This is a genomic window from Caulobacter sp. Root343, assembly GCF_001425745.1.
Classification (GTDB): Bacteria; Pseudomonadota; Alphaproteobacteria; order Caulobacterales; family Caulobacteraceae; genus Caulobacter.
Genome location: NZ_LMDF01000005.1, coordinates 315723 through 329687, shown reverse-complemented (window position 1 = coordinate 329687; position 13965 = coordinate 315723). Strand labels below are relative to the sequence as shown.

The window sequence follows — 13965 nt, the reverse complement described above, 5'->3', positions numbered from 1 at the left end:
TCCCTCCGGCTTCAGTCAGGCTCGAGGTTGGGGTTCAGGCCGGCAGGCGCAGCGCGCGACGGCTCAGGACGGCGTTGGCGAGCAAGGCGAACATCGCCGCCACGGGAACGAAGAACAGGGCGGGCATCTTGAGCGTCAGGGAGCAGGCCATCACCCCCAGACCGGTCAGGGACATGACCCAACCCATGCGCAGCGCGATCCGGGTCCAGACGCCGGGCGCCGGAGCGCCCACGCCGCTGGGCGGCTCCAGCTTGGCGAAGAAATTGCCCTGGGCCGCGGTCAAGGCGCCCAGGAACAGCGTGATCGCCCGCAGCAAGGCCACGCGCCCCAGGTTTTCCTCAGCAATGAAATTCCGGGCCGTCCAGGCCTGCATGACGAGGAGCGCCAAGCCGGACGCCACCAGACTGACCTCGGTCCAGCGCCGATAGTCGTCGGAGAGGCGGGGAACGGCCGTGGCTAGACGATGCTGGGCGACCAGCCATCCAAGCGCTAGCCATATCGGGCAGAACACGATGACCGCCGCCTGGCCGAAGATGCGTCGCCAGGTTTCCGAGCCGTCGAACGCGGTCAGGTGCGCCAGAAGCGGATACTTCCAGGCCAGGCTCCCTAGCGCGACGAGCGTCATTTCGCCGACGGCGAGAAACACGACGAGCTTGTTCCTGTCGGTCATTCGGAACTCTCCTTGGCGGACAGAGCCGGATCGCCCTGAACCTGAAGGCCGATCCCGAGGGACTCGGCGAAGCCTAGCAAAGCGTCTTCCAGGACCGACAGCCGCAGCGCGTACGTGATCGTGGTTCCCTGCTTGTCGGCGACGATCAGGCCAGCTTCGCGCAAGGCGGCGAAGTGGGCCGACATGGTCGCCTTGGAGCTCGGGAAATGGCCCGCCAGTTCGCCGGCCGTCATGGGGCGCTCCCTCAGCAGTTGAAGGACGCGACGACGGGTCGGATCGGACAGGGCTTTGAAGACGATGCTCATGTTCGTTATTTAGCTAATCAACGAAATAAGAGTCCAGCCCTTTTTCGCGCCGCCTTCCACGGCGCGGCTTCGAGCCGCGGGGGAGAGGGCGGTTCAATCGACGTTCCCTTCCCCTAACCATGCTCTCCGGATCAAGGGTTGCGCCGATCCGACTCCGTCTCTAAACGGGCGGCTTAACCAGCAAGATGGTCGACAGCGGGCGCGCGGATGTGCGCGACCGTGTCTTCGCGCGAGTTAGCCATGCCCAAGAGAACCGACCTTTCCTCGATCCTGATCATCGGCGCCGGCCCGATCGTCATCGGTCAGGCCTGCGAGTTCGATTATTCGGGCGTCCAGGCCTGTAAGGCGCTGCGGGCCGAGGGCTACCGGATCATCCTGGTCAACTCGAACCCGGCCACGATCATGACCGATCCGGACGTGGCCGACGCGACCTATATCGAGCCGATCACGCCCGAGATGGTCGCCAAGATCATCGAGAAGGAGCGCCCCGACGCCCTCTTGCCGACCATGGGCGGCCAGACCGCGCTGAACACCGCCCTGGCTCTGGAAGCCGACGGCACCCTGAAGAAGTTCGGCGTCGAGATGATCGGCGCCAAGGCCGAGGTCATCGACAAGGCCGAGGACCGCCAGAAGTTCCGCGACGCCATGGACAAGCTGGGCCTCGAGAGCCCCAAGTCCAAGGCCGCCCACAATATGGACGAGGCCCGCGAAGGCCTGGCGTTCGTCGGCCTGCCGGCGATCATCCGCCCGTCGTTCACCCTGGCCGGCACCGGCGGCGGCATCGCCTACAATGTCGAGGAGTTCGAGGAGATCGTCGAACGCGGCCTCGACCTGTCGCCGACCACCGAGGTGCTGATCGAAGAGAGCGTCCTGGGCTGGAAGGAATACGAGATGGAAGTGGTCCGCGACACGGCGGACAACTGCATCATCGTCTGCTCGATCGAGAATATCGACCCGATGGGCGTCCACACCGGCGACTCGATCACCGTCGCCCCGGCCCTGACCCTGACGGACAAGGAATACCAGTGGATGCGCGCGGCCTCGATCGCCGTGCTGCGCGAGATCGGCGTCGAGACCGGCGGCTCGAACGTCCAGTTCGCCCTGAACCCGGCCGACGGCCGCATGGTCGTCATCGAGATGAACCCGCGGGTGTCGCGCTCGTCGGCCCTGGCGTCGAAGGCCACCGGCTTCCCGATCGCCAAGGTCGCCGCCCGCCTCGCCGTCGGCTACACGCTGGACGAGCTGAAGAACGACATCACCGGCGGCGCGACCCCGGCCTCGTTCGAGCCGTCGATCGACTACGTCGTCACCAAGATCCCGCGCTTCGCCTTCGAGAAGTATCCGGGTTCCGAGCCCCTGCTGACCACGGCCATGAAGTCGGTCGGCGAGGTCATGGCCATCGGCCGCACGTTCAAGGAAAGCGTCCAGAAGGCCCTGCGCGGCCTGGAGACCGGCCTGTCGGGCTTCGACGAGGTCGAGATCCACGGCGCCGACGATCCCGACACCGGCAAGGCCGCGGTGATCCGCGCCCTGGGCACCCCCACGCCCGACCGCCTGCGCGTCATCGCCCAGGCCTTCCGCCACGGCCTGACCGTCGAGGAAGTGAATGCCGCTTGCTCGTATGAGCCCTGGTTCCTGCGCCAGATCGCCGAGCTGATCCGCCAGGAAGGCTGGGTCCGCGCCGGCGGCCTGCCCAAGGACGCCCAAGGCTTCCGCGCCCTGAAGGCCCAAGGCTTCTCCGACGCCCGCCTGGCCAAGCTGACCGGCCAGGCCGAAGCCGCCGTGCGCAGCCTGCGCCAGGAGCTCAGCGTCCGCCCCGTGTTCAAGCGCATCGACAGCTGCGCCGGCGAGTTCCTGGCCTCGACGCCCTACATGTACTCGACCTATGAGACCGGCGCTTTGGGCCAGGTCCCCGAGTGCGAGAGCGAGCCGTCGAACCGCAAGAAGGCGGTGATCCTGGGCGGCGGTCCCAACCGGATCGGCCAGGGCATCGAGTTCGACTACTGCTGCTGCCACGCGGCCTTCGCGCTCGACGCCATCGGCATCGAGTCGATCATGGTCAACTGCAACCCCGAGACCGTCTCGACCGACTACGACACCTCCGACCGCCTGTACTTCGAGCCGCTGACGGCCGAGGACGTGCTGGAGCTGCTGCATGTCGAGATGAGCAAGGGCGAGCTGGCCGGCGTCATCGTCCAGTTCGGCGGCCAGACGCCGCTGAAGCTGGCCCACGCGCTGGAAGAGGCGGGCGTCCCGATCCTGGGCACCAGCCCGGACGCCATCGACCTGGCCGAGGACCGCGAGCGCTTCCAGCAGCTGCTGAACGGCCTGGACATCGCCCAGCCCGAGAACGCCATCGCCCGCACCTGGGAAGAGGCCCGCGCGGCCGGCGAGCAGATCGGCTTCCCGTTCGTGATGCGCCCGTCCTACGTGCTGGGCGGCCGGGGCATGGAGATCATCCGCGACCACGAGCACCTGGAACGCTACATCGCCAACACCGGCGAGATCTCGTTCGAGCACCCGATCCTGCTGGACCACTATCTGAGCCGCGCCACGGAAGTGGACGTCGACGCCCTGTGCGACGGCAAGGAAGTCTTCGTGGCCGGGGTGCTGGAGCACATCGAGGAAGCCGGCGTCCACTCGGGCGACAGCGCCTGCTCGATGCCGCCCTTCTCGCTGAAGGCCGAGACCGTCGAGGAGCTGAAGCGCCAGACCGTCAAGATGGCCTTGGCCCTGAACGTCCGTGGCCTGATGAACGTGCAGTTCGCCATCGAGGAGCCGCACTCGGCCAACCCGCGCATCTATGTGCTGGAGGTCAATCCGCGCGCCTCGCGCACGGTGCCGTTCGTGGCCAAGACCATCGGCCAGCCGGTCGCCGCCATCGCCGCCAAGATCATGGCCGGCGAGAGCCTGGCCAGCTTCGGCCTGAAGGACGTTCCCTACGACCACATCGCGGTCAAGGAAGCGGTCTTCCCGTTCGCCCGCTTCGCCGGCGTCGACACGGTGCTGGGCCCGGAAATGCGCTCGACCGGCGAGGTCATGGGCCTGGACTGGAAGCGCGACGGCGAGGCCGACATGGGTCCCGCCTTCGCCCGCGCCTTCGCCAAGAGCCAGCTCGGCGGCGGGGTCAAGCTCCCGACCAAGGGCGCGGCCTTCGTCTCGGTCAAGGAAAGCGACAAGCCCTGGATCGTCGAGCCGGTGAAGTTGCTGCAGGCGGCCGGCTTCACGGTGCTCTCGACCGAAGGCACGCAAGCCTACCTGGCCACCCAGGGCGTCAAGGTCGACTATGTGAAGAAGGTCCTGGAAGGCCGTCCGCACATCGTCGACGTGATGAAGAACGGCGGCGTCCAGCTGGTGTTCAACACCACCGAAGGCAAGCAGGCGCTGGAAGACAGCTTCGAGATCCGCCGGACGGCCCTGATGATGAAGGTGCCCTACTACACCACCTCGGCCGGCGCCCTGGCGGCGGCGCAAGCCATCGCCGTGGCTCCGGAAGAGGTCTTGGACGTGAGGCCGCTGCAGAGCTACTAAACGCCCGCTTTCCCTCTCCCCTTGCGGGAGAGGGTGGCCCGCGAAGCGGGTCGGGTGAGGGGTTGAAGAACAGAACCGCCGCGACAGCCTAACCGCCGTCGCGGCGGTCTTCGTTCGTGCGACCCCTCATCCGTCGGCTCCGCCGACACCTTCTCCCGCAAGGGGAGAAGGGGGGCTATTCTCTAACACCGTTTCGCACGTGGTAGCACCGCCGCCGCCCCAGCTCGGTGCCGCAGAAGCCCGGCTCCTCAGTGCCCTGGTGCAGCATCACGTACTGGTCGCGGCGGCACTGGAACCAAGTCTTCTGGAACAGCACGTGCTCGACGTCCTGGTGGAACACCGGCCGCTGGTCGACGGTGTAGAACCGGGTCATGGCGGTCAGGCCGCCGAAGCTGCCGCGGCCGTTGACCAGGCCGCAGATCTGGCCCGTGCGGGTGGACCACACCGCGCCCAGCTCCAGCGGGTTCGTCTGCTTCAGCCGCGCCTCCAGATTGGCCCGCACGATCCGCCACTCGGTCCGCGCCAGCGGCTGGTAGCGCGCCTGCTGTGCGGCGGAGGGCGAAGGCATCAAGCCCTGGGCGCGCTCGAACCGCGCCAGGTCGAAGCCGGTGAACAGGAAGGCGCCCAGGATCCCGACCACGGCGATCCCCGAGATGATCAACGGGACCAGCAGCCGCCGCGTCCGTCGCGTCCCGAAATCCTTCACCGCCATGACGCTCTCCCACCGCTCCGGACCGAAGCGGCAGGTTGCCCGCGCTTGTAAAATTTACAAGTCTAAATCTAAATGGGTCGAGCCGCGCCCCTCGGCGTGGGCGTGATCCGCATGACCTGGCGCCCGTCCGCCCCGCGCGCGCTGCAACCCCCGGAGGCATGCTCGCCGTTACCGCCGCAGGGGTGTTCAGGCGCGAGTTCGATGCTATGCAGCGCTCGTAGTCGAGGGGATTCCATGCGTTTTCCGAAGAAACCGTCGCTTGAGCAGCTCGCGTTCGCGGCCGCGATAACGATCGTGCCGATCCTGCTGTGCGGCTTCATGTTCGGCTTCGACATCCCGCTGGCCTCGGCGAAGTTCTGGAGCAATCCCAAGAACGACATGCTGGTCATGACGGCGGCCTACGAGGCCTTTGTCCGTCAGCCCTGGACCTTCCCGCTGACCATGGTGTCGGGCCTGCTGCCGCATCCGGTGTCGATCGTCTTCACCGACAGCATCCCCTGGCTGTCGATCCTGCTGAAAGCCTCGGGCCTGGGCCGTTATTTCAACCCGCTCGGCCTGTTTCTGATGATCTCGTATCCGCTTCAGGCCTGGAGCATGGTGGCCCTGCTGCGGTCGTTGGGCGTGAAGGACCGGGTGGCCTTGGCCATCGGCGGATTCATCGCCCTGCTGATGCCGACCTGGTTCGCGCGCCAGTTCGGCCACATCGCCTTGAGCGGCCACTGGCTGGTGCTGTTCGCCCTGGCCCTGTCGGTGTCGTCGGCGCGGTTCGGCATGACGGCCAAGCGCGTGGCGGGCTTCGTGCTCCTGGCCGCACTGGCCACGGGGATCCACGCCTATCACCTGGTTCCGATCGGAGCCTGCTTCGGCGCGGCCCTGCTGGCCGAACTGTCTCAGCGCCGGATCGACGCCTGGAAGCGTATGCCGATCGCCGCCGTCGCCGTCCTGACCGTGGTCGCGGGGTCGGCCTTCCTGCTGGGCTATGCCGACGGAACCAGCTCGACCGGCGGCGCCGACGCGCTGGGCGTCTATTCGATGAACGCCCTGGCGCCGGTCTGGCCCCAGGCCTCGAACCTGTTCGGCCAGGCCTGGAACGGCGCCTGGTTCAACAAGACGCTGGCCCCCACCGGCCAGTACTTCGAAGGCTTCCAGTTCATGGGCGTGGGCGTCCTGCTGCTGGTGGCGATCATGCTGGGCCTGACGGTCAAGGATCTGTCGGCTGGCCGGCGGCCGGAGTTCGGCTTCTGGACGCGCTGGACGCCGTTGATCCTGGCCATGGCGTGCCTGACCGCCTGGGCCATCGGCTGGATCGTCTATGCCGGCCCGTGGCATCTGTTCGACGTCCCCAAGCCCAGGGGCAAGCTGGCCGACATCGTCGCGATCTACCGCGCCCACGGTCGCTTCTTCTGGGCCCCCGCCTATCTGCTGACCGCGATCGCCATCAACTGGGTCAGCCGCCTGCGCCGGCCGATCGGCCTGGGCCTGCTGGTCGCGGCCCTGCTGGTCCAGGCCTACGACACCAGTCCCCTGCGCGAGGGCGTGCGCAAGACCTTCGCCGAGCCGGACAGCCTGGCCGTGCCGGCGGGCTTCGCCCACAGCCCGGCCATCCGCGGCCGGCCGTGGGTGTTCCGCCCGACCTATTTCTGCAACCTCGACTGGGGCGACCTGCGGGTCATGAGCCAGATGTCGCTGGTGGCCGTCCGCACCGGCGGCACGCTCAACACCTTCGGCACGGCGCGCAGCAATGACGCCGTCGACTGCGCCGTCATCGATCCGTCCGTGACCAAGACCGCCGCGCCCGGCGACCGCCGCATGACCATCGTGCTGTCCGAGGGGCGGATGGAGGGCGGCTCGCTGCAGCCGGTGACCAAGCGCACGGACTGCTATCGCTTCGCGCGCGGGGTGATCTGTGGCCGCGACCTGGGCGGCATAGCGGACCTGACCCACGTGGCGCCCGGCGAGCTGGGCGCGGCGCGGGTTTCGATCCAGTCGATCCGCCTGGATCAGCTGCCCCGGTCGCCCGCCCTGGTCTCGGGCTGGGCCGAGCTGGACCCCGGCGGCAAGGGCCTGTGGACCCTGGGCCACAAGGCCGAGTTCCAGCTGGACGCGCCCCAGACCATCGGGCCCGGCGGCTTCTTCGTCGAGATCGTCGCGATCGGCTTCTCGGACCTGCCGATCCGTCCGCAGCGGGTCACGCTGTATGCCGATGGCCGCCGCCTGGGCAGCCACGAGATCGGCGCCGCCACCTTCTACACCTACCGCTTCGCCGTGCCGGCCGACGTCGCCAAGCCGGGCGAGACGGTCCGCTTCGCCTTCGACCTGCCGGACGCGCGGGTCGGCGGCAGCGACCCTCGGATGCTGGGCATCGCGGTGCAGGAGATCAAGGTCCTGCGGTAGGCGGCTCGCGCCTCCGGGCGCGGCCGCCGGGCCCTAGGCCTTGCGGGCGATCACCGCGATCGACAGGCCGAACGGCAGGCCGGGCCCGGCCGCCAGCGGGGCCTCGAGGCTGAACACCCCGGCCAGGGCCTTGTTCAGCCAGGCCGGCGGCATGGCGTCGTCGGCGCTGTTGTCGCCCAGCAGGCGCTTGGCGGTGCGCTGCACGGCGGCCAGCGGGAACAGCAGGGTGTTGAAATAGGTCGCGCTCTCCACCGTCAGCCCGGCCTCTTCGAACAGGGCGCGGTAGGCCGGCAGCAGGTAGCGGCGCTTGTGGTGGTGCAGCACGTCGTGGTGGCTCCACATCCACGGATAGGCCGGCACCGTGGTCAGGATCGCCCCGCCCGGCTTGACCAGCCGCGCCAGGGCCCGCACCGAGCCGGCGTCGTCGTCGACATGCTCGACCACGTCGAAGGCGCAGACCAGGTCGAAGCTCTCCGGGTCATAGGGCAGGCCGTCGGGCAGCAGGCCGGTGTCGATGGCCAGGCCCAGGCGCTCGGACGCGTAGGCGCGCGACTCGTCGTCCGGCTCCAGGGCCGCGACCGCGCCGAACTCGCGCAGCAGCGGCACGTTGCCGCCGGCCCCGCAGCCGACCTCCAGGATCCGCGCGCCGGCCGGCGGGGCGAGGCGCCGCAGCAGGCGGCGCAGGACCTTGCGGCGGCCCACGAACCACCAGTGGTCGCTCTCCAGCTCGCGGATGCGGTCGTAGATCAGGCGGTCCATGAAGGCGTATCCTTGCCGGAGGCGGCGTCCGGGTGGTGGGCGAAGACCCAGTAGTGGGCCAGCAGGAACAGGGTCCCGGTATAGCTGACGACGGCCGCGCCCTGGGCGGCGACGTCCCAGACCGGGCCGGACGGGGCGACCAGCCGCGCCAGGCTCAGGACCCCCTGGTTGACGGCGAAGGCCACCGCCACGGCCACGCCATAGCGCAGCGAGGCGCGGGGCTTGGCCTGGCGGGCCTTGAACACGAACAGCTTGCTCAGGGCGAAGCTGACGCAGATCCCGACCGCGTAGCCGATCGCGTTGGCCAGGTGGGCCGACAGGTGCAGGCCCACGTCCAGGCCCACGATCACGGTGAACCCGACCAGAGTGTTGAGGATCCCCGCCAGGCCATAGCGGACGGCCGAGAGCAGCAGCTCCCGCCGCGCCGGAGTCAGCAGCGCCGCCACGCTCACGCCCCGTCGCCTGCCTGATCGAACCCGTAGCGGTCCATGACCACGTACAGCGGCCGGCCCTTCACCTCCTGATAGATGCGGGCCACGTATTCGCCCAGCGAGCCGATGGCCAGCATCTGCAGGCCGAAGCTCATCAGGATCACCACCATCAGCGACGGATAGCCGGGCACGTCGCGGCCGAACAGCAGGGTGCGCAGCACGATCATCCCCGCCACCCCGACCGCCAGCACCCCCGCCACCAGGCCGACATAGCTCCACACCCGGATCGGGGCGGTGCTGAACGAGGTGATGCCGTCCAGGGCGAAGTTCCACAGCTTCCAATAGCGGAACGAGCTGGTCCCCGCCGCCCGCTCGGGCCGGGCATAGGGCACGGCCACCTGGTTGAAGCCGACCCAGGCGAACAGCCCCTTCATGAACCGGTTGCGCTCGGGCAGCTGGCGGATCACCTCGACCACCCGCCGGTCCATCAGCCGGTAGTCGCCGGCGTTGTAGGGCAAGTCGACGTCCGACATCCGGTTGAAGGCCTTGTAGAAGCCCTGGGCCGTCAGCCGCTTCAGCGGCGAGTCGGCGCTGCGGTCGATCCGCACGCCATAGGCCACGTCGGCCCCGGCCTCCCAGGCGTCCAGGAACTGGCCGATCAGCTCGGGCGGGTCCTGCAGGTCCACATCGATCGGCACGATCATGTCGCCGGTCGCCGCGTCCAGCCCCGCCGACAGGGCGGTCTCCTTGCCGAAGTTGCGGGCCAGGTTGATGACCTTGACGCGCGGGTTGCGCTGATGGTGCTTCAGCAGCACCGCCAGGGTGTGGTCGCGGCTGCCGTCATTGACGCAGACGATCTCGTAATCGACCCCCAGCGCCGCCAGGTCCGCCTCGATCCGCGCGAAGAACATGTCCAGCACCTCCTGCTCGTTGAAGCAGGGCGCGACGATCGACAGCCGCTTGCCGGCCCGCGTGCGCGGCGCGGGCGAGGCGGGCGGCGCGGCGGACGCGGGCGAAACGGGGGCCGCGATAGGCGGCGAGACGGCGGACTGAACCATGGGTCGTACTCTTAGCCGCCTCGGGCGCGACGGGGAAAGACCCGCGAAAGTTATCCACAGGCTGGCGCGCGAGGGTTCCACCTTCCTCCCCTCAGGGGGAGGGGGACCGCCGAACGGCGGTGGAGGGGCCCAGGCCGGCTCACCCACCCCAAAAGCACGAGCATTCACCCCGCTCAATCCCCGTACTTTTCCGCGCCCGCCTCAACGAATCCAACGCCTTACAGGAAAACGCACGTTTCCTGTCCCCGGTGTTCAGCCCGGGCGCAAGCTAGAGCCATGACCCAGACCTCCCAAACCCGAGCCGACCAGGTCGCCCGCTGGCGCGACGCCGTCCAACAGAAGCTGATGGCCGCCCTCGACCGGGCCTGGACCACCATCGACACCGACCCCGACCCCGCCAAGGTCCGCGCCGCCCGCGACAAGGCCAAGGCCTGCGGGGAACTGGCGGCCTGCGTGCGCAAGGTGGCGGCGCTGTCGCTGGTCCGGGCGGCCGGGACGCGGCGGGTGGGCTTGCCGGCAGGCGAGGACGAGGCGATGGCCGCCGAAATCGAAGCCGCGGCGATGATCGCCGAGGTGGCGGGGGTATTGCCGGTGGCGGGGCGTGGGACGGGGCGTGGGGCGGGGAAGCTGGGGCGGTTGAAGGGGAGAGGGCGGGGGAGGTTGTGAGATTTGTGAGGTGCCGGTCATCGAACCGCCTGCAGGCGACGATGTCCCTAGGCAAGGGTTTTGAGGCGCTGCCCGACACTCCAGAAGTCGCGCAACGCGCCTCTCAAGGCGGCATCAAAAACCGGCTTATTTGCCTCCTCCAGCAAGGTCGCAGCAAATCTCGAATAGTTACTCTCATTCTGATCAATCCAGGCGATCAGTCTATCGATGCATCCGCTGTCAAATATACTGCCTCCACCATGCGTAGGATTGTTCTTGAATTTCAAAAATAACCAATCTTCAGCTCGATCGTTCGCGATGTCGGGGAATGAAGGAAATATCCTCACTATCGTTTCGCGCCTTGATGTGTCACCAATTCCATTGGCCAATTCGTTGAAAAATATCTCCATGACTTTTGGAAATATTAAATTCTCAATAGACCAGCAATTCAATACATGTATAGATATATTTGGCATGCTCGAGCTAAAGCCTCCAGCGTGGGCTGTGTTTCTGTCAGCAAAAATTCCCTTAGAGACTGAAGATCGAAGAACTTTGTCTGCCGTAGAGTGACGCGGTGGTTCACCATTTGCGTCCCTGTCCACGACAATAGCCATAGGATTTGGGTCATCATCCGCGTAGCGATGCACAAAATTAAACAGCGTGCTTCCGCCGCCCTGCTCCGGTTTTGCGTGCCAATATCGTCTAAATTCAGATGATGACAATTGAAGTATAGCTCGCATGCATATCTTTAACCATTTCGCATCTGTAGCCATGGATTCCATGACAACCGAAGGTTCTCGGAACAGGCCTCGCTCCTCTACATCGTCGCAATGTACGAAATACCTGTTTTCCTCTTGGTGGCTTCTTCGGTCTGGGTTGGCTGTGAGCACCAAAACGCGGGATGCAAGCCGCGCCATAGCATTCCCCTCGACCCAGCCTCCCTGCGCAATGCGCAACCCTTGAAGGAAAGGTAGCTCCGGCGCGACCGCTTCGGCTATCTCCAGGGCTACAGGCGACACTAGCACCCTGTGGAGGCCCAACTGTGCCGCAGCCAGGGCGCTTTGAACCGCCGATACAAGGCTTGGTGTGATCTCTTCGGCAAACGTCGCATCATCGATAACAACGATCATTACAGCTTAGCCGACGGCCTAATTTTTCCACTCGTGAAGAAACCGAAGGGCCAGTTCGGGATCGTGCCGTTTGGCAGGATATCCGCCTGCACCACTGTGGTGCCGCTTCGCCCCGTAGGGCGCTCGAAGAGATAGAGGCGTACGTCGCTGGCGGGGATGGCGCCCCTGGCGACCATGGCGGCCACCTCGTTAACGAGCGGCTCGCTGTGTGTCTCAATCAAGAACCGGAAGGGCGGAACCCCGTGTCTAGTTCGCGTGGCGGCATGGACAAAGTAGGCCCCCAACTTCGATTGGTACGCCGGATGTAGGTGCAACTCAGGCTGCTCAACGGCAATCAAAGGCGAGTCAGCTCGCAGGGTCGATGCTACTCTTCCGCTAAATCGGTTCAGGGAGCGCGCTGTCGCATGTATCTGAGCGACAACCGGAATAAGCTGAGAAAATCCAAAGCCCACATCAGCGAGGTTGTCCTCGTGATCTTCGCCAGAAGCAGAAATCCTGAGGCTTATATGACCTTCGCCGGGATGAACCTTGATCTTGTGGCCAAAAAATTCCTCTAAGTCTCGATTAATTTCATCGCGTTCATATTGATGAAGTGAATTCAGGTACATTGCCAGATTTTCGCCGGAAGGGTCGATCTGTTCGACCGCCAATTCCTGTCGTCTGTAGTATCGTGAAGCTCTTGCACGAATAGGTCCAAGATAACCTCCCGAAACTATATCGGAAGATATTGCCTCCTTTATATCTTCCATAAGTATGGGTAGTGCTGCCAGGAAACAAAGGGACCATATTTTGCTTCTATCTAATACAGAGATGACTCCAAGATTTTTTTGTAAAGATGGTATATCGAAAGATCTGGAGGTGATGAGCGCCATCATTTCGCCAATTGGCCTAACTTGAAGGCCAGTTAATAAGTTTTTTATTTTTTCTATACTTGTATTTTGGTGTGCGTACTTCCGTAAAATCTTAGCTGCATCCATAAGGAAGGTGTCGTTTCCCACCACGCTAAGATTTCCTTGATCTTGTTTTACGTAAAACAAGTTCGGAAATAAGCCATCCTGATAGAATATATTCCTATCTTTTAGGATTCCTGAAAATTCAACGCCGTCGAAAAATACCTTATCTATTATCGACCCGCCACTTACTGGAAGTTTTATCGCAATATTGTGTATCTTGATCTCAATACAATTGATATCAGTTTTTTCGCTGTCACCAGAAACGCTTATTGAATATTTAAAATGCACATAATCCTTTATAGCGCTGCTTGTGCTTGCATTTAAGAAGGTCCTTCTACCTCTTCTCGAAATCTGGGAAAACATACCCTCAAAAGAAAATGATATACTTCCGCTGGTGTCATGGTTGTGAACATTGTCGTAGAATGAGCCGTAATCTAAATTATCTGAGACCCATAGAATGGGTGCTGCGCTCCTCAAGGACATGCTTTGCGCAAATAGCGGAAGAAGTCGAGTTATCGAGCTTTTTCCACTGCTATTTGCTCCCAGCATGATGGTAATGGGAGCTAGATCGAAGCTAGAGGGCTGCGGGAAAGTCCGGTAATTTTCTACACCAATACTTCGGAGCAAGCCCACCTCCCGTACGCATCGCGTCGCAGTTGCGGCTACTGTGGCACAGCTTCTATTGCGCGCAAACCTGCGAACTCTGGCGGGCCTGCCAGATCAAAAGCCATAGCTCGCGTGCCAATGCGGCTTTCCTATTGCACTTGGCTTCGAGTTGCCTGCGCCAGCGCTCCGGCATATGCAGTTCGGCACCAAAACGGACGTTTTCAATTGTGGCCTTTGGGTCACACCCCCGCCATCACCATCCCGCCTTCCTTGATCGCCTTCATGCACACCGTCGTGGTGTACCGCTGCACCCCCGGCAGCTGGCTGAGCTCCTTGCGCAGCAGGTGGTCCAGGTCCGCGACGTCGGCCGCCACGATCCTCAGCAGGTAGTCCCCCGCCCCCGCCGTCGAGTGGCAGTCGGTGATGGCCGGGTGCCGCAGCACCGCGGCTTCGAAGGCTTCGGCGCGGGCGAAGTCGACGGTGGCCAGGGCGAAGACGGTCAGGCCCTTGCCGACCGCGGCGGCGTCGATGCGGGCGTGGTAGCCGGTGATGACGCCCTGCTTCTCCAGGGCCTGGACCCGCGACCAGCAGGGCGACTTGGAGAGGCCGACCCGCTCGGCCAGGGCGGCGAACGAGATCCGGGCGTCGGCTTCGAGAATCCGGAGGATCGACAGGTCGATGCGGTTCAGGGCGGCCATTCGTTCTGCTCTTGGCGGTTTTTACGGGACATCGTTCTAACACGGTAGGCGGCGGCGGGGCGAACGCGCACAA

The 13965-nt window shown here is 64.7% G+C and carries 13 protein-coding genes and 1 pseudogene; 3 read left to right on the top strand and 11 right to left on the bottom strand.

Annotated features, from left to right (window positions below):
• Nucleotides 1-34 precede the first annotated feature (34 nt).
• Entirely contained in the window at nt 35-670 is a 636-nt protein-coding gene (locus ASC70_RS05565) for a hypothetical protein (protein WP_056047284.1), read from the bottom strand.
• The gene (locus ASC70_RS05560) at nt 667-975 is read right to left on the bottom strand and encodes an autorepressor SdpR family transcription factor (protein ID WP_056047281.1); all 309 of its coding nucleotides are present in this window, start codon (nt 973-975) and stop codon (nt 667-669) included. Before ASC70_RS05560 ends, ASC70_RS05565 begins: the two co-directional genes overlap by 4 nt.
• Before the next feature lie 240 nt (nt 976-1215).
• On the opposite strand from ASC70_RS05560, the gene carB reads away from it, so the two are divergent.
• Nucleotides 1216-4506, top strand: a complete 3291-nt coding sequence (gene carB, locus ASC70_RS05555) for a carbamoyl-phosphate synthase large subunit (protein ID WP_056047278.1) — start codon at nt 1216-1218, stop codon at nt 4504-4506.
• Here carB and ASC70_RS24820 read toward each other — a convergent pair.
• Nucleotides 4499-4685 (bottom strand): annotated as a pseudogene (locus ASC70_RS24820) (hypothetical protein); the annotation flags it as partial. The gene carB and the pseudogene ASC70_RS24820 sit on opposite strands and share 8 nt — an antisense overlap.
• The gene (locus tag ASC70_RS05550; protein ID WP_056047274.1) at nt 4682-5218 is read right to left on the bottom strand and encodes a hypothetical protein; all 537 of its coding nucleotides are present in this window, start codon (nt 5216-5218) and stop codon (nt 4682-4684) included. The gene ASC70_RS05550 and the pseudogene ASC70_RS24820, both read right to left, overlap by 4 nt.
• Nucleotides 5219-5452: 234 nt before the next feature.
• Here ASC70_RS05550 and ASC70_RS05545 point away from each other — a divergent pair, with 234 nt between their 5' ends.
• Complete coding sequence (locus ASC70_RS05545) at nt 5453-7612, top strand: DUF6311 domain-containing protein (protein ID WP_056047271.1); 2160 nt, start codon at nt 5453-5455, stop codon at nt 7610-7612.
• Nucleotides 7613-7645: 33 nt separating this feature from the next.
• Here the strand turns inward: ASC70_RS05545 and ASC70_RS05540 are convergent, their stop codons facing one another.
• The 4 genes from ASC70_RS05540 to ASC70_RS25910 are packed head-to-tail and all read right to left on the bottom strand — an operon-like array spanning nt 7646 to nt 10018.
• Nucleotides 7646-8371, bottom strand: coding sequence for a bifunctional 2-polyprenyl-6-hydroxyphenol methylase/3-demethylubiquinol 3-O-methyltransferase UbiG (locus ASC70_RS05540; protein WP_056047268.1), 726 nt, complete (start codon nt 8369-8371; stop codon nt 7646-7648).
• Entirely contained in the window at nt 8359-8823 is a 465-nt protein-coding gene (locus ASC70_RS05535) for a GtrA family protein (protein ID WP_056047264.1), read from the bottom strand. Before ASC70_RS05535 ends, ASC70_RS05540 begins: the two co-directional genes overlap by 13 nt.
• Nucleotides 8820-9860, bottom strand: coding sequence for a glycosyltransferase family 2 protein (locus ASC70_RS05530; protein WP_056047260.1), 1041 nt, complete (start codon nt 9858-9860; stop codon nt 8820-8822). Before ASC70_RS05530 ends, ASC70_RS05535 begins: the two co-directional genes overlap by 4 nt.
• Before the next feature lie 50 nt (nt 9861-9910).
• On the bottom strand, nt 9911-10018 hold the full coding sequence (locus ASC70_RS25910; protein WP_369815106.1) for a hypothetical protein: 108 nt from the start codon (nt 10016-10018) through the stop codon (nt 9911-9913).
• Nucleotides 10019-10136: 118 nt separating this feature from the next.
• Between ASC70_RS25910 and ASC70_RS25255 the strand changes: the two genes are divergently transcribed.
• Nucleotides 10137-10526 (top strand): hypothetical protein, encoded by a 390-nt coding sequence (locus ASC70_RS25255; protein ID WP_200939241.1) that lies wholly within the window; start codon nt 10137-10139, stop codon nt 10524-10526.
• Nucleotides 10527-10573: 47 nt separating this feature from the next.
• On the opposite strand, the gene ASC70_RS24815 is transcribed toward ASC70_RS25255, so the two are convergent.
• The 3 genes from ASC70_RS24815 to ASC70_RS05515 all read right to left on the bottom strand — a co-directional run bounded on the left by ASC70_RS24815 (nt 10574) and on the right by ASC70_RS05515 (nt 13892).
• Nucleotides 10574-11635 carry a hypothetical protein gene (locus ASC70_RS24815; protein ID WP_156396130.1) on the bottom strand — a complete coding sequence of 354 codons (1062 nt, stop codon included), beginning with the start codon at nt 11633-11635 and terminating at the stop codon, nt 10574-10576.
• Nucleotides 11635-13215 carry an AAA family ATPase gene (locus ASC70_RS24360; RefSeq protein WP_162247184.1) on the bottom strand — a complete coding sequence of 527 codons (1581 nt, stop codon included), beginning with the start codon at nt 13213-13215 and terminating at the stop codon, nt 11635-11637. The genes ASC70_RS24815 and ASC70_RS24360 overlap by 1 nt, the downstream gene beginning before the upstream one ends.
• Before the next feature lie 218 nt (nt 13216-13433).
• A complete protein-coding gene (locus ASC70_RS05515) occupies nt 13434-13892 on the bottom strand; it encodes an Lrp/AsnC family transcriptional regulator (protein ID WP_056047255.1) in 459 nt (152 codons plus the stop codon).
• Nucleotides 13893-13965: the final 73 nt, after the last annotated feature.

Excerpts from the sequence above, each read along its gene's own strand:
- ASC70_RS05565 (WP_056047284.1), bottom strand. The coding sequence starts at position 670 with ATGACCGACAGGAACAAGCTCGTCGTGTTTCTCGCCGTCGGCGAAATG.
- ASC70_RS05560 (WP_056047281.1), bottom strand. The coding sequence starts at position 975 with ATGAGCATCGTCTTCAAAGCCCTGTCCGATCCGACCCGTCGTCGCGTC.
- carB (WP_056047278.1), top strand. The coding sequence starts at position 1,216 with ATGCCCAAGAGAACCGACCTTTCCTCGATCCTGATCATCGGCGCCGGC.
- ASC70_RS05550 (WP_056047274.1), bottom strand. The coding sequence starts at position 5,218 with ATGGCGGTGAAGGATTTCGGGACGCGACGGACGCGGCGGCTGCTGGTC.
- ASC70_RS05545 (WP_056047271.1), top strand. The coding sequence starts at position 5,453 with ATGCGTTTTCCGAAGAAACCGTCGCTTGAGCAGCTCGCGTTCGCGGCC.
- ASC70_RS05540 (WP_056047268.1), bottom strand. The coding sequence starts at position 8,371 with ATGGACCGCCTGATCTACGACCGCATCCGCGAGCTGGAGAGCGACCAC.
- ASC70_RS05530 (WP_056047260.1), bottom strand. The coding sequence starts at position 9,860 with ATGGTTCAGTCCGCCGTCTCGCCGCCTATCGCGGCCCCCGTTTCGCCC.
- ASC70_RS25255 (WP_200939241.1), top strand. The coding sequence starts at position 10,137 with ATGACCCAGACCTCCCAAACCCGAGCCGACCAGGTCGCCCGCTGGCGC.
- ASC70_RS24815 (WP_156396130.1), bottom strand. The coding sequence starts at position 11,635 with ATGATCGTTGTTATCGATGATGCGACGTTTGCCGAAGAGATCACACCA.
- ASC70_RS05515 (WP_056047255.1), bottom strand. The coding sequence starts at position 13,892 with ATGGCCGCCCTGAACCGCATCGACCTGTCGATCCTCCGGATTCTCGAA.